This is a genomic window from Micromonospora sp. DSM 43699, from assembly GCF_055517075.1.
The window spans coordinates 1-22,339 of sequence record NZ_JBTMMT010000077.1 but is presented as its reverse complement, the minus strand read 5'-3'; the positions used below and the strand labels follow the sequence as shown (position 1 = coordinate 22,339).

Here is a 22,339-nt window from a genome sequence, read left to right as displayed (position 1 = left end):
CCGGCCTGAGGGGTTTCGTCGGGTGAAATCCGCTGGTGGTGGGCGGTAGGTTCCGGTCGTGGCGTCTCCCGCGTACCCCATCAAGCCGAAGCCGGGCGACCGGGTCGCGGTGGTCTCACCCTCCGCCGGTCTGCCGGCACTCTTCCCGCACGTGTACGAGCTGGGCCTGCGCCGGCTCCGCGAGGAGTTCGGCCTGGAGCCGGTGGAGTATCCGACCACCCGGCAGTCCCGGGCCGCCCCCCGGGACCGGGCGCGTGACCTGACCGCCGCCTTCGCCGACCCGACGATCAACGCCGTGCTCGCCACCGTCGGCGGGGACGACCTGATCACCGTCACCCCGCACCTGGACGACGCGGTGCTGCGGGCCAACCCGAAGCCGTACTTCGGCTACTCGGACAACACCAACGTCCTCAACCACCTCTACCGGCTGGGGATGGTGTCCTACCACGGCGGCTCGGTGCTGGTGCACCTCGGCCGACCCGGCGCACCGCACCCGCTGACCTTCGACTCGCTGCGCGCCGCCCTGTTCACCTCCGACTGGTACGAGCTGACCCCCGCGCCGGAGTGGGGTGACGAGCCGGGCGACTGGCGGGATCCCGCCTCGCTGACCCGGGAACCGGTGATGTTCCCCGGCACCGGCTGGCGCTGGCAGGGGCCGTCGACAGTGGTGCGGGGCCGCACCTGGGGTGGCTGCCTGGAGATCCTGCACTGGCTGATGGCCGCCGACCGGGTCCCGTCGGCCGCCGAACTGGCCGGCTCGGTGCTCGTGGTCGAGACCTCCAACGAACTCCCCGACGCCCGGGAGGTGTTCCGGATGCTGCGCAACATGGGGGAGCGGGGGCTGCTCGGCGGGTTCCCGGCGATCGTGGTCGGCCGCCCGAAGGCGTGGGACTTCGCCCGTCCGTTGCCGCTGGCCGACCGGTTGGCCTGGGCCGCCGCCCAGCGGGCCGCCGTCACCCGGGCGCTGGCCGCCTACCACCCGGATCCGGTGGTGGTCTTCGACGTCGATCTGGGTCACACCGACCCGCAGTTGATCATCCCGTACGGCGGGGAGATCGTGGTCGACGCGATCGAACGCCGAATCATGGTGCGCTACTGAGCGCCTGGGTCCCGGACGTAGACGCCCTCGCCCTGTCTTCCCTCGATCAGCCCTTCGGCCTTGAGGATGAGCAGGGCGGTTCGGACCGAGCCGTAGGAGACGCCATATGTCTCGATGAGGCCCTTGGTCGTGGGTAGCTGATCACCCGGTCTCAGCTTTCCGGCGTGGATCTGATCGCGGATGGCTGACGCCACCTGCTCGTATTTAGGCGTGTTCATGGTGTCTCCCTGGCTCGCAGAGCCAAGTAGATCACCACAAGTTGACAGCGTCTATAACGTCGACAGTGTCGACAATGTCGACGCTCAGCTATAAACTGACTTCGCTCACCTGGCTCGCAACCGGTTGAGCATCACCAACAGGGCGGCCCGGGGTGGAGCTGGCACTCCGCTCCCCGGGCCTTGACCAGGAAAGGACGACCCTGGCCCATGAGTAACCTACCGAACCCCGTTCATCCACCTTGGTGTCTGCCCGGCCCCACCTGCGCCGGGTCGAACGATCTGCACCTGTCCCGGCTCATCGGCACGGCCGTCCGGGGCGACGAGGTGATCCAGGTCAGGGTCGGCCTGTGGCGGATGGACGTCGGTCCGACCCCGCCGTCCGGCCTGTTGCTGGAGCTCTCCGCCGGCTCCGACGTCGAACGGTGGCCGATCGACCTGGCGCAGTCGCGTGCGTTGGCCCACCTGTCCCGACGGCTGGTGAGCCGGCTAGATCCGGGCACGGCCCGAGCCGCCTGAGCGCCTACCGACCCGCCACGATCGACGCCGGATCGGCGAGTAGGCGGCTGTTCAATCGTCGATCGTGGCGAAGGCACGGACCGGGAAGGTGCCCATGCCGGCCACCCGGGGCGGGGCGGCGGTGAACCGGAAACCGGTCGGGGGCAGCGCGTCCAGGCCGGTCAGGTGCTCCACGATCGGGATGCCGGCGGCCAGCAACGCGCTGTGCGTCGGCCGTTCACCGGCGGCGGCCGGGCTCATGTCGTCGATGTTGATCGAGTCGATGCCGACCAGGGCGGCACCCGCCTCGACCAGCCACTGCGCGCCGGCCCCGGTCAGGTAGGGAGCGTCGGGGGCCGGGTACCGGTCGGTGCCGAAGTGCACGTCCCAACCCGTGTGCAGCAGCACCGCGCGCCCGGCCACCTCGTACGGGGCCAGCAGCAGCGGGTCCACCGCGCGGGTGCCGGCCGGCACCCGGACCAGCACCCCGGGCAGGTCGGCGAGGCGGTCCAGCGGCACGCCGGCCAGGTCGGCCCCGTCGGCCCAGCGGTGGGCGGGGGCGTCCAGATAGGTGCCGGTGTTGGCGATCATGTCGATCCGGGCGACGTGGAACTCGACGCCCGGGGCGTAGTTCGCCCGGGACGCCTCCCTGGTCAGCCAGTCGGTGATCCTCGGGACGGGCCAGCCGGGCAGGGTGGTCATCCCGTCGGTGACCAGGTGGCTCAACTCGACCAGCCGCCGCCGACCGGTGGCGGTGGCCACGCCCCGGCCGCCCTGGTGCGCTTCCTCGATGATCGTCTTTCCGCTGATCCGCACCTCGGCCACCATGAGCAGCCCGAGGTGCCGGACCAGGAGGGTGGCAAGGGCGTCGTCCGTGATGTCCGGGTCGGGGATGTCCAGCCGGAAACCCTCGGTCCGCAACCCGCCACCGTTGGCGAAGGTGATCTCCGCGTCGAACTGCGCCCGGTGCTGCCTCGTCATGGCTTCACCGCACCATGCCCGGCGTACCCGGTCAAGATCCGTCCGACGGCCCGGCGTGGGCGGAGAAGGGCGAAGGTGCCGTGCAGGGGGCTGCACGGCACCTTCGGGGTTGCCACGAGGTGGGCCACCCGGGGCCCGGCGGGGGGTGTCGGGCCCCCCCGAGCGGGCCCGCGTGCCCCCGTCCGGCCGCCTATCCGGCGACCGTTCCGGGCTGACGCGATCAATCCTCGCCTTCGGAGTGGCCTTCGTTCTTGTAAAAATGTGCTCGGATGGGCGGTCAGTCGGCGGCCGGTCGCTTCGGGACGAGCAGCTTGCGCAGTCTGGCCGGCGGATGGCCGACCTGCTCCCGGACCACCCGGGTCAGGTGCGCCTGGTCGGTGAAGCCGTAGTCGTTGGCCAGCCGGCCCAGCGGCGGACCATCCGGCTCGGCGAGGGTGTCCAGCACCGCCCGGACCCGGAGTCGGTTCCGGTAGGCGGTGAGGCTGCTGCCGGTGACCCGCTGGAAGACCCGGCTGAGGTGGTGCGGCGAGGCACCCACCGCACGGGCGACCTCGGCCAGGCCCAGGGTGAAGTCCGAGGTGGCCAGCACCTCGCGGGCCCGGTCGGCGAGGTGCCGGTGAGCGGCCATGGTCGCCGGTCGCCGCCGTACCGCGCGGTCGATCTCGGCCCCTTCGTCGTCCCCGGCCAGGGCGCTGTGCTGGAGCAAGCGGCCGAGGAACCGGTGCAGCCGCTCGGCCATCTCGAACCGGTCCAGCCCGCGCAGGGACTCCGCCACCAGCAACCGGTGCGCCAGGTCCAGGGAGGCGTCCGAGTGGCCGTCCCAGCCGGACCGGTCGAGCCAGCGGTCCCCGTCCGGCCGGTCCGCCAGCACCTCCGGGTCGATCTCCAGGCTGGTGAACGAGTCACCGCAGCCGTACGGGTGCGCCGCCGCCTGCTCGTCACCGGGCCGGGTGATCACTACCGAGGTGGGGTCGACGAGCACCGAGCGGCCGTTGATCCGGTAGTGGGACGCGCCGGAGCGGCCCAGCACCACCCTGTACCTGTCGTCGGTGACGGTCTCCGACCAGTCGTGGTTCTCGACCATGCACTGGCCCTGGTAGACGAGGATCCCGTCCGGGTGGCCGAGCACCCGCCAGCGGGCGGGCGTGGTCTTGCGGCGCGGATCGCTGCCGGTTCCCTCGGGCATCAGGTTCCCCCCAGGTGCTCGCCGATCAGCATGGCGGCCGATCGTCTCCCGTAAGAGATAGTGTCGAATCCGTAGACCCCCCGTCCAGACCGGGCGCGGGGTGATCGTCGTGCCCGTCTCGGAGTTGATCTCGCATGCTCACCGGACTCTTCGCCGCCGCCCTGGCCGATCCAGGGCTGGCCCGGGCGCGTGACCTGGCCCGCTCCGGCGCGGCCCAGGTGGACGGCCTGGACCTGACCGCCCCGGCCGCGCTGCGCCCGTTCGCGGTCGCCGCGGTCGCCGTCGACGAGCCGGCCGGTGGGGCGGGACGACCGGTTCTCGCGGTGACCGCCACCAGCCGGGAGGCCGACGACCTCGCCTCCGCGCTGGGCAGCCTGCTCCCGCCGGAGCAGGTCGCGGTCTTCCCGTCCTGGGAGACGCTGCCGCACGAGCGGCTCTCGCCCCGCTCCGACACGGTCGGCCGACGGCTGGCCGTGCTGCGCCGGCTCGCGCATCCGGAGTCCGCCGACGCACACGGCCGCACCGGCCCGCTGCGGGTCGTGGTGGCACCCGTCCGGTCTCTGCTCCAACCACAGCTCAAGGGGCTCGGCGACCTGGAGCCGGTCCGGCTCGCCGCCGGCGAGGAGGCTGATCTCGAAGAGATCGCCAGGCAGCTGACCGACATGGCGTACGCGCGGGTGGACCTGGTCACCAAGCGCGGCGAGTACGCCGTCCGGGGCGGCATCCTGGACGTCTTCCCGCCCACCGACGAGCACCCGTCGCGGGTCGAGTTCTGGGGCGACGAGGTGGAGGAGATCCGCACCTTCGCCGTCGCCGACCAGCGGACCATCGAGGGCACGCCGATGCTCTGGGCGCCGCCCTGCCGGGAACTGCTGCTCACCCCGGGCGTGCGGAAGCGGGCCGCCGCGCTCGCCGGAGAGCACCCGGAGCTGGCCGAGATCCTCGACAAGCTGGCCGAGGGCATCCCGGTCGAGGGGATGGAGTCGCTGGTCCCGGCGCTGCTCGGCGACGAGAGCCTGGAACTGCTCGTGGACACCATGCCGGCCGGCACCCACGTGCTGCTCTGCGACCCGGAGCGGATCCGCACCCGGGCGCACGACCTGGTGCGTACCTCGGAGGAATTTCTCCAGGCGAGCTGGGCCGCGGCCGCCGTCGGCGGCCAGGCCCCGGTGGACCTCGGCGCCGCCGCCTTCAAGTCCCTGGCCGAGGTACGCGCCACCGCCCGCGCCCGGCGTCAGCCCTGGTGGACGCTCGCCCCGTTCGGGCTGGTCGAGGCGGACGCCGCCACCCCCGCCCGGCAACCCTGGGAGGACGCACCGGCCGAGGTGGACGTCACCCCCGACGACGCGATCGCGGTGAGCCTGGCCGCCCAGCCCGCCCCGCTCTACCACGGCGAGACCGACCGAGTGGTGGACGACGTCAGGCGCTGGACCGGCGAGGGCTGGTCGGTCGCGCTGGTCTTCGAGGGGCACGGCCCCGCCCAGCGGGCCGTCGAGGTGCTCCGCGACGCGGGCCTGGGCGCCCGGCTCACCGAGCAGGTGCCGGCCGCGCCGGCACCCGGCGAGGTGCTGGTCTCCTGCGGCTGCCTGACCGCCGGCTTCGTCGACGAGGCGTCGCGGTTCGTGCTGCTCACCGGCAACGACGTCAGCGGTGGCCGGGGCACCTCCACCCGGGACATGCGCAAGATGCCGAGCCGGCGGCGCAACACCATCGACCCGCTGGAGCTGAAGGCCGGCGACTTCGTCGTGCACGAGCAGCACGGCATCGGCCGGTACGTCGAGCTGGTGCAGCGCACCGTCAACGGCGCGTCCCGGGAGTATCTGGTCATCGAGTACGCGGCGAGCAAGCGCGGCCAGCCCGGTGACCGGCTCTTCGTCCCCACCGACCAGCTCGACCAGCTGTCCCGGTACGTCGGCGGTGAGCAGCCCACCCTGCACAAGATGGGCGGCTCGGACTGGCAGAAGTCCAAGGCCCGCGCCCGCAAGGCGGTCCGCGAGATCGCCGCCCAGCTCATCCAGCTCTACGCCGCCCGGAAGGCGTCCAAGGGGCACGCGTTCGCCCCGGACAGCCCGTGGCAGCGGGAGCTGGAGGACGCCTTCCCCTGGCAGGAGACGCCCGACCAGTTGGCCGCCATCGAGGAGGTCAAGCGGGACATGGAGCAGACCGTCCCGATGGACCGGCTGATCTGCGGCGACGTCGGGTACGGCAAGACCGAGATCGCGGTACGCGCGGCGTTCAAGGCGGTGCAGGACGGCAAGCAGGTGGCCGTGCTGGTGCCGACTACGTTGCTGGTGCAGCAGCACTACAACACGTTCGCCGAGCGGATGAACCAGTTCCCGGTGACCATCCGGCAGCTCTCCCGCTTCCAGACCGCCAAGGAGAGCGAGCGGACGCTGGAAATGGTCGCCGACGGCACCGTCGACATCGTCATCGGCACCCACCGGCTGCTCCAGACGGCCACCCGGTTCAAGCAACTCGGCATGGTGGTCATCGACGAGGAGCAGCGCTTCGGGGTCGAGCACAAGGAACACCTGAAGACGCTGCGCGCCTCGGTCGACGTGCTGAGCATGTCGGCCACCCCGATCCCGCGGACGCTGGAGATGGCGATCACCGGCATCCGGGAGATGTCGACGATCGCCACCCCGCCCGAGGAGCGGCACCCGGTGCTGACCTTCGTCGGGTCGTACGACGACCGGCAGGTGGCCGCGTCCATCCACCGTGAGCTGCTTCGCGACGGGCAGGTCTTCTACCTGCACAACCGGGTCGAGTCGATCGACCGGACCGCCCGGAAGCTGCGCGAGCTGGTGCCCGAGGCGCGGGTGGCGGTGGCGCACGGGCAGATGGGCGAGGAGGCGCTGGAGAAGGTGATGGTCGGCTTCTGGGAGAAGGAGTTCGACGTGCTGGTCTGCACCACCATCGTGGAGTCCGGCATCGACATCCCGAACGCCAACACGTTGATCGTGGAGCGGGCCGACCTGCTCGGCCTGGCCCAGTTGCACCAGATCCGGGGTCGGGTGGGCCGGGGCCGTGAGCGGGCGTACGCGTACTTCCTCTATCCGCCGGAGAAGCCGCTCACCGAGCACGCCCACGAGCGGCTGGCCACCATCGCCCAGCACACCGAGCTGGGCGCGGGCATGTACGTGGCGATGAAGGACCTGGAGATCCGGGGCGCCGGCAACCTGCTCGGCGGTGAGCAGTCCGGGCACATTGAGGGCGTCGGTTTCGACCTGTACGTCCGGATGGTCGGCGAGGCGGTGTCGGCGTTCAAGGGCGAGAGCACCGAGGAGGAGACCGACGTCCGCATCGACCTCCCGATCGACGCGCACCTGCCGCTCGACTACGTCGGGGTGGAACGGCTGCGCCTCGAGATGTACCGCAAGCTCGCCGAGGCGCGCGACGACGAGCGGCTGCGCGAGGTGGTGGCCGAGATGACCGACCGGTACGGCGAGCCGCCCGCCCCGGTGCAGAACCTGGTCGCGGTGGCCCGGTTCCGGCTGCTGGCCCGCCGCTACGGCCTGACCGACGTCAGCATGCAGGGCAAGCACCTGCGGTTCGGGCCGCTGCCGCTGCCCGACTCGAAGCAGTTGCGGCTCAAGCGCTACCACCCGGACTCGGTCTACAAGCCGGCCACCGACCAGGTCAGCGTGCCCCGGCCGAGCACCCGCCGGATCGGCGGCGAGCCGTTGCGGGACCAGGCGCTGCTGGAGTGGTGCGCCCAACTCCTCTCCGACGTCCTCGGCGAGCCGGCCGCACTCGCCGGAGCGCGGGCATGACCGGGCTGCCGCCCGCCGGACGGCACGGCGCGTGGGCGCGCGTACCGAATGGCGCGGAGCGCGGGGTGGGGCCGCAGGTCGCGGTGGGCGGCGTCACCGTACACAGGCAGGCATGAGAGAGTGACAGTCATGCGTGCACGCCGTCTCATCGCCGCCGCCAGCGTCGCGGCCCTGGGTGTCCTCTCCCTCTCCGCCTGCGGCAAGGCATCTCCGGATGTGGCCGCATACATCGGCGACAGTCGCTACTCGGTCGCCCGGGTGGACGCGATCTACACCGACGCCCAGACGAAGTACGCCGAGGCGGTGCGCCAGGGCGCGGCCCAGTCCGGCCAGACCCCCGGCCCCGAGCAGCTGCGCGCCGGGGTGACCCGGCAGGACGTGGTGAACCTGCTGGTCAGCATCGACCTGGGCAAGCGGGTCGCGGCGGAGAAGAACCTCCAGGTGCCCGACCAGATCACCCCCGACCAGTTGGCCGAGCAGCTCCAGATGCCGCCGCAGGCCGAGTTCGCCAAGCTCTGGGGCGAGTGGGCGGACCTGTTCGCCGTACTCAGTCAGCAGCTGCCGCCGGCCGACCTGAGCGACGAGTCGGTGATGGCGGTCTACCACGCGATCGAGAAGACCGGTGGCATCGAGCCGGGCCTGTCGGTGGCCGAGGTGCGGAAGCTCTTCGGTGACGGCGGTTTCGTCCGCAGCGCCTCCGCGTTGAGCGCCGCGCTGGAGGAGCAGGCCGACAAGACCAACGTCGAGGTCAACCCCCGGTACCGGCCGCTCGGCGTACCCGCCTGGGTCAACAAGGGCCAGGAACTGGTCTTCTACGCGCTGCCGTACATCGACGCGAGCGGCCCGGTGACCGACGTGTCGACCCCCGAGCCGGTCGGCAGCCCGACCCCGGCGCAGGGGCCGGCGGCCTCCTGAGCATGTCCGACCGGATCGTCCTGCTGGTCAGCTCGCCCCGGTTGCCGGCCGGTCTGCTGACCGTCGCCGCCTGGGACGTGCTCCGTAGCGCACCGGTGCTCACCGGCGCGGAGAGTGCACAGGTCATGGCGGTACGCGCGGCGGGCGTCGAGGTCACCGTCGTGTCCGCCGGGGCCACCGACGCGCTGCTCGACGCGGCGGCGGCCCACGGTACGGCGGTCTGGCTGGCCGGTCCGGCCGGTGACGAGACCCTGGCCCGGGAGCTGGGCCTGCGGCTGGCCCGACAGCCGGGGCTGGCCGAGCTGGAGCTGATGTACGGCTCGTGGGATCCGCCCGGGGCCCGGTTGCTCGACGCGGTCGAGGTGATGGACCGGCTCGCCTCACCGGGCGGTGACCCGTGGAAGCGGGCGCAGACCCACCGTAGCCTCGCCGGTTTCCTGATCGAGGAGTGCTACGAGGCGTACGACGCGATAAGCGACGGCGACACCGACGCGCTCCGCGAGGAGTTGGGCGACGTGCTGCTCCAGGTGTTGTTGCACGCCCGCCTGGCGGAGGACCTGCCCGAGGGTGAGCGGTGGAACGTCGACGACGTGGCCGGCACCCTGGTCGACAAGATGGTCCGCCGCAACCCGCACGTCTTCGCCGGTGCCGAGGCGGGTTCCCTGGCGGAGATCGAGGCGAACTGGGAGCGGATCAAGCAGGCCGAGAAGGCCCGCGCGTCGGTCCTCGACGGCATCGCGCTGAGCCAGCCCGCCCTGTCCCTGGCCGCCAAGATCCTCGACCGGGCCGGCCGGGCCGGGCTGACCGTCCCCCTGCCGTCCCCCGACGCCGAGCCCGACCCGGAGTCGCGCCTCGGTGCCACGATGCTCGCCATGGTGGCCGAGGCCCGCCGGGCCGGCCTGGACCCGGAGGCCGCGCTCCGCCACGCCACCCTGACCCACGCCACCGCCCTGCGCACCGCCGAACCCCCTCCGCGCGATGGCTGAGGGGCCGCTCGTACGGGTTGTGTCAGGACTGCTTGGCGAAGCCGACGAACGCCTTCCAGGCCGCAGGCTCGAAGGCCAGGGCCGGGCCGGAAGGGTCCTTGCTGTCGCGGACGGCCACGATGCCGGCAAGGTTGTCGGCCACCTCCACGCAGTCGCCACCACCGGTGCCGCTGCGGGTGCTCTTGTGCCAGATCGCGCCGGTCAGGTCCATGTCTCTGCTGCCTCCGGGATCAACGTGACGGTGGCCCTTCGGGCATAGCCGTTGCTCGCCCAGACTCCCAGGTCTGCCGCAGAGAGTGTACGTCTGCTGCCCGCTCGACGAGCGTTCCGTGTAGCTGGTTGTCCAGGTAAGCGATGTCGTCGCCCTCCACCAGACCCGGGGCTTGACGCGCACACGAAGCGGCCCCCTCAGCGCGGTGTCATGGGGCTGAGGGGGCCGCTCGTACGTGGTGTCAGGACTGCTTGGCGAAGCCGATGAACGCCTGCCAGGTAGCCGGCTCGAAGGCCAGGGCCGGGCCGGAAGGGTCCTTGCTGTCGCGGACGGCCACGATGCCGGGAAGGTTGTCCGCCACCTCGATGCAGTCACCGGAGTTGCCGCTGCTCCGCGTGCTCTTGTGCCAGATCGCGCCGGTCAGGTCCATGACTCTGCTTCCTCCGAGATCAACTTGAGGGTGGCCCCTTTGGGCATTGCCTCTGCTCGCACAGACTCCCAGGTCTGCCGCAGAGAGTGTACGTATGCTGCCCGCTCGACGATGGTTCCCTGTAGTTGGTTGTCCAGGTAAGCGATGTCGTCACCCTCTGCGGGGGTGGCGATGACGAAGGCGCCGTTCAGCCCGTGATACGCCCCCGTGCCCTTCGGAATCAGGTGAAGGTGGACTCTCGGCTGCTGCGCCACTTCCTGGAGGTGGAGCAACTGCTCGCGCATCACCTTCTGGCCACCGATCGGGCGCTCCAGGGCGGTGTAGTCGAGCACCGCCACGAACAGGGGCGGGCTGTCCCGATGAAGGATCTCCTGCCGGGCCAGTCGGGCGACGACCTGCTGCTCCATGGCATCCCCGACCAGGTGACTCGCCCCCTCGTGCAGGGCCCGCGCGTACGCCTCGGTCTGGAGCAGGCCGGGCAGCACCAGCGGCTGGAACGAGCACAGCGCGGTCGCCTCCTGCTCGATCGTGACCCACTCGCGGAACCACGGCATCAGGCTTTCCTTGATCAGGGCGTCCCGGATCCGACTGAGCAGGCCGTCCGCCTGGAGGGCTTCGTCGCAGCGCTCGGCGAACTCCTCGCGCGGTGGCCGGCGGCACTGCTCGACGGCGGCGACCAGTGAGGCCGAGTAGTTGATCTGCTCGCCCAGCGCCTCTTGAGACAGTCCGGCCTTGACTCGCAGGCGGCGCAGCTCACCGGCGAACAACTCCAGCATGGGCGGGCTTTCCATCTGCACACTCCTGCACGTGAAGGTGGCCGAGCTGCACACCTGGGCCGGTGCAGCGTGTGTGGCTTCCGAGCGTAGTGGTGTCCTCACCAGACTGTCATTCAGGCGGGTCAGCTCCGACAGGACAGCGTTGGGGCCGGCTTCGCGGTGGGGCCGCTCCCGTCCAGGGGGAGGGGAGCGGCCCCCTTCCAATTCCAAGGGAGGTCGAGATGATCCGCACGATCAGGCGGTGGATGGCCAGGAAGACTCCGCCCTGCCGGGCGATCGGGTCGGTCCGCCCACCCTGGGCTTACCAGCCCACCATGTTGGTTCCCTCGGTGCGGACCTCCGAGCAACCCCTGATGACCTTGGCTGGGGAGTGGCGCGCGAACGGGGGCCGTTGGTGACCGTCAGGACCGATGCGGAGGGGCCGGAGCCGTACGGGATCGTCAAGCGGTTCCTGTGGTTCCTGGACCTGACCAACGACGAGGCGCGTGCCAGCGCCGCGACGGTGCGGTGATGGCGGTGGTCCGCCCGCCCGTCCCGCACGTCGCCATGCGCCCGCTGTGGCGTTGCCGCAACTGCGGCAGGGAGTGGCCCTGCCAGCCGGCCAAGCTCGCGTTGCTCACCGAGTATCGGGAGAACCGGACCGCCCTGCTTGTCTACCTCGGCACCCTGATGCAGGAGGCGACGAGTCAGCTCACCCAGCTCAACCCCGACCGGCGCGCGGACATGGCAGACCGCTTCCTCGCCTGGGCGCGAGCCCGAGGATGAGGGCCATGCCGAGGGTGCGGGGACCTCCGCATCAACCTCGCCGCGAGTCACCCGCACTTCATGATCGCTTCACCGATGGACAGACACGCGGGCACCGGCCCGTACATGGTGCGAACCAGCACCGCTGACTGCACAGGTGCAAGGAGAAGTCATGACTGTCACTGCCAGTGAACCGACCACGAACACGACCGCGCTCGATCCCCGAACCCTCGTCACGTCGGAGGTCTTCGGCAAGCTGGTCGACTACTTCGCCGCCGACCGGCACGTCACCCGCGCCTACGCGGAGCGGGCCGTCGAACAGTTCTGCGTGTTCCTCAAGGCGCACGCAGACAACGTCGGCAACCCGGACTTCGGGATGTCGCTGCCGGACGGGTCGGTCGGCCGTGTCGTGCCGACCCTTCCGGTCGACGCGGTGTGGCATTCCGTGTTGCAGCACACCGTGCCCTACGCCGCCGCCTGCGAGCAGATCGCCGGGGGTTTCGTCCACCACATCCCCATCCTGACCGAGGGGATGATGGACGGCACGGCTGTCACGTTCACGCTCGCGGCGCTGCACGCCACCGGGTACCGGGTCGACATGGAGTTCTGGCACGGTGAGGCGGAATCGTGCTGCCCGCCCGGGGAGCCGGACTTCAGCGGCAGGTAACAACGAGAGGTGGACATGCGCAGTGAGTGGATCGCCCTGCCCGATGCCGTGAGGGCGGCAGTTGCCGAACGAGTCGGCGGCATCATCGGCGCGTACCCGGCTCCGAGTGGTGACCACGCGGAGATCGCGTCGACCGTCATCGGCTCAACCGGCACGGTCTTCGTCAAGGCCGCCTCTTCGGGCCTGGGCGTTCGGTCACTGCGCTATGAACTGGCGGTAACCAAGGTCATCGGTAGTCATCCGCCCACGATCCTGTGGGACTTCGAGTCCGACGGCTGGTTGGTGGTGGGGGCCGAGCGCCTTGACGGTCCCCACCCCGACCTGTCGCCCGGTAGCCGTGATCTCGATGCGTTCGCCTTGACGCTGAAGGAGCTTCAGGAGGCCCCAGCCCCGGGCGTGCCGCTGTTCACTCCGCAGGGGCGGCTCGGCTTCGCGCATCCGGCGATGGACGGCGACTCACTCGTGCACTCCGACCTCAACGCGGCCAATCTGATCCTGACGTCGGACGGACTTCGGATCGTCGATTGGGCGTACGCGACCAAGGCGGCACCGTGGGTCGAGCTGGCGTTGCTCGTCCCGTGGCTGATCGGCAACGGCCACACCCCGGCCCAGGCGGAGGACTGGCTGGCCCAGTTTCCCGCCTGGGCCGGCGCCGACCGCGAGGTCCTGGACGACTTCGCATCGAGAAACGCCTCGAAGTGGGCTGCCAAGTCACGCCAGGGCACCGATCGCTGGGTGCACGATCTCGCGGCCTGGACCGACGAATGGGCGGCCCACCGGGCGTAGAACGCGACGAGCGGGCCAGCCTGATCGTCGTTGGCCCGCTCCGGGCTACCCCGGGGGTGGGTAGGGTCAGCGGATGTCCTCCTTCGTGCCCCTCGCCGAGCGGATCGTCGACGCCCTGCTGGAGAGCCGCCCCGGGCTCGCCACCTCCGCCGGTGACCACCGGTACGACGACCGGTTGCCGGATCTCTCCGCCGAGGCGGTGCAGGCCGACCAGGTGATGCTGCGGGAGGCCGCGGACGCGCTCGCCGAGGTCGACGCGGATGCGCTCGACATCGACGAGCAGGTCGACCACGCGTTGCTCAGCGCCCTGGTCGACCGGGAGTTGTTCGAGTCGACCGAGATCCGGGCGTACGAGTGGGACCCGCTGCGGCACAATCCCGGCCCCCTGCTGCACGCCCTGCTCGCCCGCCCGTACGCCCCGGTGGAGGAGCGGTTGGCCCATCTGGTCGGGCGGTTGACGGCCGTACCCGATGCGTTGGCGACCGCGCGGGCGACGCTGCGGGACATGCCCCGGATCCATGCCGAGACGGCGGTCGGGCAGTTCGCCGGCACCGCCGCGCTGATCCGTGACGAGGTGCCGGTGCTGCTCGCCCAGGCTCCCGCGCTGCGCGACACGGTGGGGCCGGCGGCGACGGCGGCGATCGCCGAGCTTGACGAGTTCGTCGGCTGGCTGCGCGCCGGGCTGGCCGCCGACGCCGGGCCGGGGCGTGACCCCCGGCTGGGCCGCCGCCGCTGGGAGGCCCGGCTCTGGCACACCCTCGACACCGAGCTGGGCGCGGCCGAGGTGCAGCGCCGGGCATGGGACAACCTGGACCGCGTCACCGCCGAGATCCGCGTCGCGGCCGTCGAGCTGGTCGGCGGCCCGGCCGACGACGAGACGGTACGCCGCGCGCTGGACCTGCTCGCCGCCGAGCACCCCGACGACCACTCCATCGTGGACCTCGCCTCGGTCACCCTCGACGAGGCCGCCGACTTCGTCCGGGCGCACGACCTGGTCAGCCTGGTCGAGGACCCATGTGTGATCCAGGAGATGCCGCAGTTCGCCAGGGGTGTCGCGGTGGCATACTGCGACCCGCCCGGCCCGCTGGAAACGGCGGACCTGCCCACCTTCTACTGCATCGCGCCCACCCCGGCGGACTGGCCGGCGCACCGGGTCGAGTCGTTCTACCGGGAGTACAACGACCACATGATCCGCAACCTGACGGTGCACGAGGCGATGCCGGGGCACTTCCTCCAGCTCGCCCACGCCCGCCGGTACGCCGGCCCCACCCGGGTCCGGGCGCTGACCGAGTCGGGGGTGTTCATCGAGGGCTGGGCGGTCTACGCCGAGGAGCTGATGGCCGGCCTCGGCTTCGGCGGCCTGCCGGTCCGGTTGCAGCAGCTCAAGATGCAGCTACGGATGACCATCAACGCGTTGCTCGACCAGTTGGTGCACTGCGACGGGATGACCGAGGCGGACGCGCTGGCACTGATGACCGGGCGCGGTTTCCAGGAGGAGGGCGAGGCCGCCGGCAAGTGGCGGCGGGCACTGCTGACCTCCACCCAGCTCTCCACCTACTTCGTCGGCTACACCGAGTTGGCAGACATCGCCGGCTCCCGCCCGGCCGGGGTGTCGTTGCGGGACTGGCACGACGCGATGCTCGCCCACGACTGCCCACCCCCGCGCCACCTGCGCACCCTGCTCGGCAGCTGAACCGTCCGGGTTCGCCGGTCGCAAGCCGGGTCGCGCGTGTTCCGGGCGCGCCGCCGGGCCATCCGGGTCAGGCCCGGCCGGCGACCGCGTCGATCAGCCAGCGGGAGATCGAGTACGCGGGCGGCAGCTCCGCAGGCAGGGCGTCCACCGGGAACCAGCGGGCCCTGACCAGTTCCCGCCCGTCCACCACCGGCTCGACGGTGGGGTCGGCGGCGGTGGCGGTGAAGCCGGCGAGCAGCACCCCCGGCCCGGAGATCGCCCAGGGTTGGCTGCCGAAGTAGTCGACCGTGTCGAGGTCCAGCCCGACCTCCTCGGTGACCTCCCGGCGGACCGCCGTCTCCAGCGACTCGCCTGCCTCGACGAAGCCGGCGACCAGCGCCCACAGCTCGGTCGGCCCGGACGCGTGCCGGACCAGCAGCAGCTCGGTGGGGCCGCCGGTCGGGCCGGGGCGGGTGATCGCGGCGAGCACCGCCGGGGAGAGCCGCAGCGGCACGTACAGGTCGCAGTCGGGGCAGCGCCGGGCGGTTTCTCCCGGCACGTCGGTGAGCGCCGCCCGGCAGGCCCCGCACCAGCGGTGGGTACGCCGCCAGGTGACCACGGCCACCGCCCGGCCGGCGAGCGTGGCTACCGGCTCGGGCAGCTCCGCGGCGAGCGCCCGCCAACTCCGCCACCGGCCGACCGGCCACCGGCCGCCTGTCGTCTCCCCGCCCCCGGCTGTGTCTCCGCCCCCGGTGCTGTCCCCGCCCCTGGTCGTCGCCCGGCCTCCGGCGGCCCGGCCCGGGTTGGCGGCCCGGCCCGGGTCGGCCGTCTCCGTGGTCCAGGCCGGTACGCCGTCGAGCGTGCCCAGCGGCACCCACCCGGTCTCCACCGGCAGGTCGCCGACCCGGGGCAGTCCGCCGTCGGGGGTGGTGAGCAGCCGGGTACCGGCCACCACCAGGCCCAGGTCGCCTGGCGCGGGCGACGGGTCGGCGGCATCGTCGGTGGCGGGCGTGGCACGTCCGGACGGGGGGACGGTCACGACGTCGCCGGTCGGCGGTCCGTCACTCCGGCGCCGGCCGGCAGGTCGAAGGCCGTGGCGGCCACCGAGTCGGTGTAGCGGTCCAGGGTCAGCTCGACCGGTCGGCCGTCGAGCACCCCGGTGAAGCTGCCGAGCACGCCCTCGCTTGTGACGCAGGCGTCGAAGTCGCCGGCGTCGCGGCGGACCTCGACGCAGCTCGCGTGGTGCCCGGTGATCGTGGTGTCGGTCTGCTTGACCTGGGCGCGCGGGTCCAGGGCGGCCTCGGTGAGCAGCCCGATGACCGCGGGCGGGGTGACCAGCCCGATCTTGCGGGCCTCGGTGAAGAGCGGGACGGCGGCCTTGCCGGACATCAGCACGGGCGGCACGACCGTGCAGGCGGTCCGCCCGGCGGTGGTCTCGCACCGGGTGATGGCCTGCTCGGAGACGGTGATCTTGCCGGCCGTCCAGGTGTACGCGGAGCGGGCCGGCTCCTTCTCCTGGGCGATGGTGATGGCCCGGTCGCCGGGGAGCCGGTACTCGGCGGTCCAGGTCCGGGCCAGTGACTCGTCGAGCCGGGCGGCGAGGTCGTTGACCAGATCGGACCGGCCGAGGGTGCGTCCGGCGTCGTCCAGGGTCTGACAGCCGGTGACGGTGAGCGACGCGATGACCGGCACGGCGAGCACGCGGAGGGTGGTCGAGACGGCGGGCATGGCGACCAGCGTGGTCGATCGGGTCCACCCGGCGCAAACCGGTTGCCGGTTGAGCGGTGAGAATCCGGGAATGTCCGTCTTGGTGGGCGGATCAGGGGTCGGCTACGTGTCCCCGGACGGCGTGGGTCCGGGCGCGGCCCGATACGCTGCGTTCAACATCTGCCTCAGCCGCACCGTCGCGGCCCATACCGGATTCGCACAACGAACGAGGAGCGACTCAGTGGCAACCATCGAGGGAATCGTCGCCCGGGAGATTCTCGACTCACGGGGCAACCCCACGGTCGAGGTCGAGGTAGGGCTGGACGACGGCACGATCGCCCGCGCCGCCGTACCCTCCGGCGCCTCCACCGGCGCCTTCGAGGCGGTCGAGCTGCGCGACGGTGACAAGGACCGCTACCTGGGCAAGGGCGTCGAGAACGCGGTCACCAACATCGAGGACAAGATCGTCGACCAGCTCATCGGCTACGAGGCCAGCGAGCAGCGGCTGATCGACCAGAAGATGCTCGACCTCGACGGCTCGGACAACAAGGGCGAGCTGGGCGCGAACGCCATCCTCGGTGTTTCGCTGGCGGTGGCCAAGGCGGCGGCCGGCAGCGCCGAGCTGAGCCTGTTCCGCTACCTGGGCGGCCCGAACGCCCACCTGCTGCCGGTGCCGATGATGAACATCCTCAACGGTGGGGCGCACGCCGACTCGAACGTCGACGTCCAGGAGTTCATGATCGCCCCGATCGGGGCCCCCAGCTTCCGGGAGGCGCTGCGCTCCGGTGCCGAGGTCTACCACGCGCTGAAGTCGGTGCTGAAGAAGAAGGACCTCTCCACCGGCCTGGGTGACGAGGGTGGCTTCGCGCCCAACCTGCCCAGCAACGCCGCCGCGCTGGACCTGATCGCCGAGGCGGTCGAGAAGGCCGGCTACCGGCTGGGCACCGACATCGTCTTCGCCCTCGACGTGGCCGCCACCGAGTTCTTCGACGACGGCACCTACACCTTCGAGAGCACCGCCAAGAGCGCCGAGGAGATGAGCAACTACTACACCAAGCTCATCGGCGACTACCCGATCGTCTCCATCGAGGACCCGCTGGCCGAGGACGACTGGAGCGGCTGGGCGACCCTCACCGCCGCCGTCGGCGACCGGATCCAGATCGTCGGCGACGACCTGTTCGTGACCAACCCGCAGCGCATCGCCCGGGGCATCGCCGAGAGGTCCGCCAACGCGGTGCTGGTCAAGGTCAACCAGATCGGCTCGCTGACCGAGACCCTGGACGCCGTGGACCTGGCGCACCGGGCCGGCTTCAAGTGCATGATGAGCCACCGCTCCGGCGAGACCGAGGACACCACCATCGCCGACCTGGCCGTCGCCACCGGCTGCGGTCAGATCAAGACCGGTGCCCCGGCCCGTTCCGACCGGGTCGCCAAGTACAACCAGCTCCTGCGGATCGAGGAGGAGCTGGGCGACGCGGCGCGGTACGCCGGCATCGGCGCGTTCCCGCGTTACCGTTCGGCCTGACCCAGGCGTACCTCGGGGGAGGGGTGTGACGATGCAGCAGCGCCGCACGCCGGGTGGTCAACGCCCGGCCCGCCGACCGACCGGTCGGCCGGGTGGCGCCCGGACACCGCTGCGCGACGGTGGGGTCCGCGCCGAGGCGCGGGCCACCACGGCCCGGTCGCGCAGCGCCGACGGGGTACGGTCGGCGAGCCGTCCGGCGGCGGCCCGCCGGACGGCTGCCGGTGGCACCATCCGACGGCTCACCGCACCCCACCCCCGACGGTTCACCGGCCGGGCCACCGTCCTGTTCGCGGTGCTGCTCGCGCTCGCCCTGGCGTACACCTATCCGGTCCGGGTCTATCTCGACCAGCAGGTCGACATCGAGCGGATGGAGGCCAGCCAGGCCGCCCAGCGCGAGGAGATCGCCGACCTGTCGGCCCAGGCGGCGAAGTGGCAGGACCCCGAATACATCAAGATCAAAGCGCGGGAACGGTTCTACATGGTGGCGCCGGGCGAGACCCCGGTGATCGTGCTCAACGACGTGGACGGCGCGGCCAGGGACGCCGCCGGTGGCCGGCCGTCGGGCCCCCCGAAGGCCCCCGACCCCTGGTACGACACCCTGTGGTCGAGCGTCCGGGCGGCGAACGGCGACGCCTCGGACCAGTGAGCAGCACCCGCGTACCGAACGAGAGATGGGCACCGTGACTGTCGTACCACCGCAGGAGCCGGCGGCGGACTCCGTACCCCCGCCGGAGCACGAGCCGGCCACCGAGGCCGACCTGGCCGCGGTGGCCGCGCAGCTCGGACGCCCACCCCGGGGCACCCGGGCGGTGGCCCACCGGTGCCCGTGCGGCCTGCCCGACGTGGTGCAGACGTCGCCCCGGCTGGCCGACGGCACCCCCTTCCCGACGCTGTTCTACCTGACCTGTCCCCGGGCGACGGCGGCGTGCAGCCGGCTGGAGTCGGCCGGGCTGATGAAGGAGATGGCCGAGCGGCTCGCCGAGGACCCGGAGTTGGCCGACCGGTACCGGGCCGCGCACGAGGACTACCTGGCCCGCCGGGCCGCGATCGGCGAGGTGCCGGAGATCGCCGGCATCTCTGCCGGCGGGATGCCCGGCCGGGTGAAGTGCCTGCACGTGCACCTGGGCCACGCGCTCGGTGCCGGGCCGGGGGTCAACCCGTTCGGCGACGAGACGCTCGCGCTGGTGGGGGAGTGGTGGGCCGCCGGGCCGTGCGTGGACCTGCCGGCGGCGCAGTGAGATGACCGACGAGATCGTGGTACGCCGGGCCCGCACCGGCGACGTACGCGGGATCCGTCGGCTGGTCGACACCTACACCGACGACCGGCGGCTGCTCAGCAAGGCCACCGTCACCCTCTACGAGGACGTGCAGGAGTTCCGGGTCGCGGTGGCCGGCGACGGTACGGTGGTCGGCTGCGGCGCGCTGCACGTGATGTGGGAGGACCTCGCGGAGATCCGCACCGTGGCGGTCGACCCGGTCTGCCGGGGGCGTCGGATCGGCCACCGGATCGTCACCGAGCTGATCGACGCCGCCCGGGAGCTGGGCATCGCCCGGATCTTCGTGCTCACCTTCGAGACGGCCTTCTTCGGCGCGTTCGGGTTCACCGAGATCGACGGCGCCCCGGTGCCGCAACCCGTCTACGAGCAGCTGCTGCGCTCCTACGACGAGGGTGTCGCCGAGTTCCTCAACCTGGAACGGGTCAAGCCGAACACCCTGGGCAACACCCGGATGCTGCTGCGGCTGTAGGGCTGGCGGTCGGTCCGGCCTTGACCCGGCCCGCCATCCTGGGCCGGTGACGATCCTACGCCGGCTGGGCGCGGTGCTCGCCGCCCTGATCACCCTGTTCGCCCTGGTCGGCGTGGCCCGGTTGATCGCCCCGGCGACAGGTGGTGTCGACGGTCGGCCGCCCGGGGTGGACCGGCAGCTCAGCTACCTGCGGGCCGCGCTCGACGACGGTGCCGGCGAGGACGCCCAGGCGATGTTCCCGGAGGGCTGGTTCTTCGCCCACGCGCTGTACGGGCTGGCCCGGGTGGAGACCGGCCTGCGGCAGCCGGCCGAGGGGCGGGACGAGGCGCTGCGGGAGGCCCGGTGGGCGTTGGCCCGGCTGGAGTCGCCGGCCGGGACGGCCCCGTTCAGCCCCGACCTGACCCCGGCGTACGGCGTCTTCCACGCCGGCTGGACGAACTGGCTGCGCGGCGGGGTGCTCGCCCTGCAACCGGCGCAGCGACGTGACCCGGCCGAGGTGCGTCGGTTCGCCGAGGCGTCGGCCGCCCTGGCCGCCGCGTTCGACGCCTCGGCCACGCCGTACCTCGCCGCGTACCCGGGGCAGGCGTGGCCGGTGGACTCCACCGTCGCGGTGGCCTCGCTGCGGCTGCACGACCACCTGCTGCCGCCGCGTTTCGCCCCGACCACCCGGCGCTGGCTGGACGGGGTACGCCAGCGGCTGGACCCGCGTACCGGCCTACTGCCGCACCGGGTCGACCCGGGCACCGGTGCGCCGACCGAGGTGGCCCGGGGCACCTCGCAGAGCGTCATCCAGCGGTTCCTGCCGGAGATCGACCCGACCTTCGCCCGCGAGCAGTACCTGCGGTTCCGCGCCGGGTACGTGGTGTCGCCGCTGAGGCTCGGCCCGGCCGTCCGGGAGTATCCGCGTGGCCTGGACGGCCCGGGGGACGTCGACTCCGGGCCGCTGCCGCTCGGGGTGAGCTTCTCCGCCACCGTGGTGACGCTCGGCGCGGCCCAGGTGCAGGGCGACGACGCGCTGGCCGGGGCGCTCGCCAACTACGGCGAGCTGGTCGGTCTGCCGCTGGACACCCCGCACACCCGGCGGTACGCCTTCGGCCTGCTCCCGATCGGGGACGCCTTCCTGGCCTGGGCGAAGACCGCCCGTCCCTGGGTCTCCGCGCCGCCCGACGCACCACCGACGACGGTGCCCGGGTGGTGGCGTACGCCGCTGGTGGTGCTCCTGCTGCTGGCGGCTCTGCTGCCCTGGCTGCTCCGGGCGCGGGGGCGTCGCCGGCGCTCCCGGATCGCGGACCGGCCCGGCGGATCGTAGGAGCCGGTGCCGACGGCTGCCGTAGGGTTGCCGCCGTGACGACGCGTGTGGCCGCCATCGACTGTGGGACCAACTCCATCCGACTGCTGGTCGCCGACCTGCCCGACCCGTCGGCCGGGCCGCAGGCCCCGCTTGTCGACCTGGCCCGCCGGATGGAGATCGTCCGGCTCGGTCAGGGCGTCGACCGGACCGGGCGGCTGGCCCCCGAGGCGATCGAGCGGACCCGGGTGGCGCTGGCCGGCTTCGCCGCCGAGATCGAGAAGCTGGGGGCCGAGCGGGTCCGGATGTGCGCCACCTCGGCGACCCGGGACGCCAGCAACGCGGCCGATTTCCGGACCATGGTCGCGCATACCCTCGGCGTCGCCCCCGAGGTGGTAAGCGGCGACGAGGAGGCCCGGCTGTCGTTCACCGGGGCGGTCCGTGGGTTGCCCGCCGACGCGCAGCCGCTGTACCTGGTGGTGGACATCGGCGGTGGCTCGACCGAGTTCGTGGTGGGCACCCGTGACGGTGGCGTCCAGGCGGCGATCTCGGTGGACATCGGCTGCGTCCGGATGACCGAACGGCACCTGCCCGGCGACCCGCCGACCGCCGACGAGGTCACCGCCGCGCAGGCCGACATCGCCGCCGCCGTCGACCGGGCGCTCGCCGCCGTCCCCGGCCGTCAGGCCGCCACCCTGGTCGGCCTCGCCGGCTCGGTCACCACCGTCGTCGCCATCGCCCAGGGCCTCCAGGAGTACGACCCGGAGCGCATCCACCACGCCCGGGTGCCGTACGAGCGGGTGGCCGAGGTGACCGCCGACCTGCTGGCGAAGACTGCCGCGCAGCGGTTGGAGATCCCGGTGATGCACCCGGGCCGGGCGGACGTGATCGGGGCGGGTGCGCTGGTGCTGCGGGTCATCATGGAACGGGCCGGTATGTCCTCGGTGGTCGCCTCCGAGCACGACATCCTCGACGGCATCGCCTGGAGCCTCCGGCCCGCCACGAGCTGACCCGTCGCTCCGGCCGGTCCGGTGGACGCCTCCGGCGTCATCGGGAATCCCCTTCCCCGCGCTGCAACATGCAGGCGAGTCATCTCGGCATCGCTGACTGTCCACGTCGGACGCGCCAAACACC

23 protein-coding genes are annotated in these 22,339 nt (G+C 72.2%); 15 read left to right on the top strand and 8 right to left on the bottom strand.

Features of this window, described 5'->3' with window-relative positions:
* The first annotated feature begins 58 nt into the window (after positions 1 to 58).
* Positions 59 to 1,099: a S66 family peptidase gene (locus tag AC0AIB_RS27130; RefSeq protein WP_328340092.1), complete on the top strand. Its 1,041-nt coding sequence runs from the start codon at positions 59 to 61 to the stop codon at positions 1,097 to 1,099.
* On the opposite strand, the gene AC0AIB_RS27125 is transcribed toward AC0AIB_RS27130, so the two are convergent.
* On the bottom strand, positions 1,093 to 1,317 hold the full coding sequence (locus AC0AIB_RS27125) for a FadR/GntR family transcriptional regulator (RefSeq protein WP_328340090.1): 225 nt from the start codon (positions 1,315 to 1,317) through the stop codon (positions 1,093 to 1,095). The genes AC0AIB_RS27130 and AC0AIB_RS27125 overlap by 7 nt on opposite strands.
* A gap of 207 nt (positions 1,318 to 1,524) precedes the next feature.
* Between AC0AIB_RS27125 and AC0AIB_RS27120 the strand changes: the two genes are divergently transcribed.
* Entirely contained in the window at positions 1,525 to 1,833 is a 309-nt protein-coding gene (locus AC0AIB_RS27120; RefSeq protein ID WP_328340088.1) for a hypothetical protein, read from the top strand.
* Between the two features lie 51 nt (positions 1,834 to 1,884).
* Here the strand turns inward: AC0AIB_RS27120 and AC0AIB_RS27115 are convergent, their stop codons facing one another.
* Both AC0AIB_RS27115 and AC0AIB_RS27110 read right to left on the bottom strand, forming a co-directional pair.
* Complete coding sequence (locus tag AC0AIB_RS27115; protein WP_328340087.1) at positions 1,885 to 2,793, bottom strand: cyclase family protein; 909 nt, start codon at positions 2,791 to 2,793, stop codon at positions 1,885 to 1,887.
* 277 nt (positions 2,794 to 3,070) lie between these two features.
* The gene (locus AC0AIB_RS27110) at positions 3,071 to 3,979 is read right to left on the bottom strand and encodes a helix-turn-helix domain-containing protein (protein ID WP_465097733.1); all 909 of its coding nucleotides are present in this window, start codon (positions 3,977 to 3,979) and stop codon (positions 3,071 to 3,073) included.
* A 134-nt stretch (positions 3,980 to 4,113) separates the two neighbouring features.
* On the opposite strand from AC0AIB_RS27110, the gene mfd reads away from it, so the two are divergent.
* From mfd to AC0AIB_RS27095, 3 genes are all read left to right on the top strand, one after another.
* Complete coding sequence (gene mfd, locus AC0AIB_RS27105; RefSeq protein ID WP_465097732.1) at positions 4,114 to 7,752, top strand: transcription-repair coupling factor; 3,639 nt, start codon at positions 4,114 to 4,116, stop codon at positions 7,750 to 7,752.
* 129 nt (positions 7,753 to 7,881) lie between these two features.
* A complete protein-coding gene (locus tag AC0AIB_RS27100) occupies positions 7,882 to 8,667 on the top strand; it encodes a hypothetical protein (RefSeq protein WP_465097731.1) in 786 nt (261 codons plus the stop codon).
* A 2-nt stretch (positions 8,668 to 8,669) separates the two neighbouring features.
* Positions 8,670 to 9,653 (top strand): nucleoside triphosphate pyrophosphohydrolase, encoded by a 984-nt coding sequence (locus tag AC0AIB_RS27095; RefSeq protein ID WP_328340078.1) that lies wholly within the window; start codon positions 8,670 to 8,672, stop codon positions 9,651 to 9,653.
* 22 nt (positions 9,654 to 9,675) lie between these two features.
* Here AC0AIB_RS27095 and AC0AIB_RS27090 read toward each other — a convergent pair whose 3' ends face one another.
* From AC0AIB_RS27090 to AC0AIB_RS27080, 3 genes are all read right to left on the bottom strand, one after another.
* Positions 9,676 to 9,864: a DUF397 domain-containing protein gene (locus tag AC0AIB_RS27090; protein ID WP_328340076.1), complete on the bottom strand. Its 189-nt coding sequence runs from the start codon at positions 9,862 to 9,864 to the stop codon at positions 9,676 to 9,678.
* 241 nt (positions 9,865 to 10,105) lie between these two features.
* Positions 10,106 to 10,294, bottom strand: coding sequence for a DUF397 domain-containing protein (locus AC0AIB_RS27085; protein ID WP_328340074.1), 189 nt, complete (start codon positions 10,292 to 10,294; stop codon positions 10,106 to 10,108).
* Positions 10,285 to 11,085, bottom strand: coding sequence for a helix-turn-helix domain-containing protein (locus AC0AIB_RS27080; protein ID WP_328340072.1), 801 nt, complete (start codon positions 11,083 to 11,085; stop codon positions 10,285 to 10,287). Before AC0AIB_RS27080 ends, AC0AIB_RS27085 begins: the two co-directional genes overlap by 10 nt.
* A gap of 495 nt (positions 11,086 to 11,580) precedes the next feature.
* On the opposite strand from AC0AIB_RS27080, the gene AC0AIB_RS27075 reads away from it, so the two are divergent.
* The 4 genes from AC0AIB_RS27075 (at position 11,581) to AC0AIB_RS27060 (ending at position 14,960) form a co-directional block, all read left to right on the top strand.
* Complete coding sequence (locus AC0AIB_RS27075) at positions 11,581 to 11,835, top strand: flavin reductase (RefSeq protein WP_328340070.1); 255 nt, start codon at positions 11,581 to 11,583, stop codon at positions 11,833 to 11,835.
* A gap of 151 nt (positions 11,836 to 11,986) precedes the next feature.
* Entirely contained in the window at positions 11,987 to 12,481 is a 495-nt protein-coding gene (locus AC0AIB_RS27070; RefSeq protein WP_328340068.1) for a glycine-rich domain-containing protein, read from the top strand.
* A 15-nt stretch (positions 12,482 to 12,496) separates the two neighbouring features.
* A complete protein-coding gene (locus AC0AIB_RS27065) occupies positions 12,497 to 13,267 on the top strand; it encodes a phosphotransferase family protein (RefSeq protein WP_328348926.1) in 771 nt (256 codons plus the stop codon).
* Positions 13,268 to 13,340: 73 nt separating this feature from the next.
* Entirely contained in the window at positions 13,341 to 14,960 is a 1,620-nt protein-coding gene (locus AC0AIB_RS27060) for a DUF885 domain-containing protein (RefSeq protein ID WP_465097730.1), read from the top strand.
* Between the two features lie 67 nt (positions 14,961 to 15,027).
* On the opposite strand, the gene AC0AIB_RS27055 is transcribed toward AC0AIB_RS27060, so the two are convergent.
* Together AC0AIB_RS27055 and AC0AIB_RS27050 are read right to left on the bottom strand one after the other, a co-directional pair.
* Positions 15,028 to 15,978, bottom strand: coding sequence for an NAD(+) diphosphatase (locus AC0AIB_RS27055; protein WP_465097729.1), 951 nt, complete (start codon positions 15,976 to 15,978; stop codon positions 15,028 to 15,030).
* The gene (locus AC0AIB_RS27050) at positions 15,975 to 16,667 is read right to left on the bottom strand and encodes a hypothetical protein (protein WP_328340061.1); all 693 of its coding nucleotides are present in this window, start codon (positions 16,665 to 16,667) and stop codon (positions 15,975 to 15,977) included. The genes AC0AIB_RS27055 and AC0AIB_RS27050 overlap by 4 nt, the downstream gene beginning before the upstream one ends.
* 220 nt (positions 16,668 to 16,887) lie before the next feature.
* Between AC0AIB_RS27050 and eno the strand changes: the two genes are divergently transcribed.
* The 6 genes from eno to AC0AIB_RS27020 are packed head-to-tail and all read left to right on the top strand — an operon-like array spanning position 16,888 to position 22,215.
* A complete protein-coding gene (eno, locus tag AC0AIB_RS27045; RefSeq protein WP_465097728.1) occupies positions 16,888 to 18,171 on the top strand; it encodes a phosphopyruvate hydratase in 1,284 nt (427 codons plus the stop codon).
* A 31-nt stretch (positions 18,172 to 18,202) separates the two neighbouring features.
* Entirely contained in the window at positions 18,203 to 18,817 is a 615-nt protein-coding gene (locus AC0AIB_RS27040) for a septum formation initiator family protein (RefSeq protein ID WP_328340057.1), read from the top strand.
* A 34-nt stretch (positions 18,818 to 18,851) separates the two neighbouring features.
* Positions 18,852 to 19,409 carry a DUF501 domain-containing protein gene (locus tag AC0AIB_RS27035; RefSeq protein ID WP_328340055.1) on the top strand — a complete coding sequence of 186 codons (558 nt, stop codon included), beginning with the start codon at positions 18,852 to 18,854 and terminating at the stop codon, positions 19,407 to 19,409.
* A 1-nt stretch (position 19,410) separates the two neighbouring features.
* Entirely contained in the window at positions 19,411 to 19,917 is a 507-nt protein-coding gene (locus AC0AIB_RS27030) for an amino-acid N-acetyltransferase (RefSeq protein ID WP_328340054.1), read from the top strand.
* Positions 19,918 to 19,963: 46 nt separating this feature from the next.
* A complete protein-coding gene (locus tag AC0AIB_RS27025; RefSeq protein ID WP_328340052.1) occupies positions 19,964 to 21,226 on the top strand; it encodes a hypothetical protein in 1,263 nt (420 codons plus the stop codon).
* Between the two features lie 47 nt (positions 21,227 to 21,273).
* Positions 21,274 to 22,215, top strand: coding sequence for a Ppx/GppA phosphatase family protein (locus tag AC0AIB_RS27020; RefSeq protein WP_328348925.1), 942 nt, complete (start codon positions 21,274 to 21,276; stop codon positions 22,213 to 22,215).
* The last annotated feature ends 124 nt before the right edge of the window (positions 22,216 to 22,339 follow it).

Bases quoted from the DNA above. Each gene is read 5' to 3' on its own strand.
- AC0AIB_RS27125 (WP_328340090.1), bottom strand. From the start codon at position 1,317: ATGAACACGCCTAAATACGAGCAGGTGGCGTCAGCCATCCGCGATCAG.
- AC0AIB_RS27120 (WP_328340088.1), top strand. From the start codon at position 1,525: ATGAGTAACCTACCGAACCCCGTTCATCCACCTTGGTGTCTGCCCGGC.
- AC0AIB_RS27115 (WP_328340087.1), bottom strand. From the start codon at position 2,793: ATGACGAGGCAGCACCGGGCGCAGTTCGACGCGGAGATCACCTTCGCC.
- AC0AIB_RS27110 (WP_465097733.1), bottom strand. From the start codon at position 3,979: ATGCCCGAGGGAACCGGCAGCGATCCGCGCCGCAAGACCACGCCCGCC.
- mfd (WP_465097732.1), top strand. From the start codon at position 4,114: ATGCTCACCGGACTCTTCGCCGCCGCCCTGGCCGATCCAGGGCTGGCC.
- AC0AIB_RS27100 (WP_465097731.1), top strand. From the start codon at position 7,882: ATGCGTGCACGCCGTCTCATCGCCGCCGCCAGCGTCGCGGCCCTGGGT.
- AC0AIB_RS27095 (WP_328340078.1), top strand. From the start codon at position 8,670: ATGTCCGACCGGATCGTCCTGCTGGTCAGCTCGCCCCGGTTGCCGGCC.
- AC0AIB_RS27090 (WP_328340076.1), bottom strand. From the start codon at position 9,864: ATGGACCTGACCGGCGCGATCTGGCACAAGAGCACCCGCAGCGGCACC.
- AC0AIB_RS27085 (WP_328340074.1), bottom strand. From the start codon at position 10,294: ATGGACCTGACCGGCGCGATCTGGCACAAGAGCACGCGGAGCAGCGGC.
- AC0AIB_RS27080 (WP_328340072.1), bottom strand. From the start codon at position 11,085: ATGGAAAGCCCGCCCATGCTGGAGTTGTTCGCCGGTGAGCTGCGCCGC.
- AC0AIB_RS27075 (WP_328340070.1), top strand. From the start codon at position 11,581: ATGGCGGTGGTCCGCCCGCCCGTCCCGCACGTCGCCATGCGCCCGCTG.
- AC0AIB_RS27070 (WP_328340068.1), top strand. From the start codon at position 11,987: ATGACTGTCACTGCCAGTGAACCGACCACGAACACGACCGCGCTCGAT.
- AC0AIB_RS27065 (WP_328348926.1), top strand. From the start codon at position 12,497: ATGCGCAGTGAGTGGATCGCCCTGCCCGATGCCGTGAGGGCGGCAGTT.
- AC0AIB_RS27060 (WP_465097730.1), top strand. From the start codon at position 13,341: ATGTCCTCCTTCGTGCCCCTCGCCGAGCGGATCGTCGACGCCCTGCTG.
- AC0AIB_RS27050 (WP_328340061.1), bottom strand. From the start codon at position 16,667: ATGCCCGCCGTCTCGACCACCCTCCGCGTGCTCGCCGTGCCGGTCATC.
- AC0AIB_RS27040 (WP_328340057.1), top strand. From the start codon at position 18,203: ATGCAGCAGCGCCGCACGCCGGGTGGTCAACGCCCGGCCCGCCGACCG.
- AC0AIB_RS27030 (WP_328340054.1), top strand. From the start codon at position 19,411: ATGACCGACGAGATCGTGGTACGCCGGGCCCGCACCGGCGACGTACGC.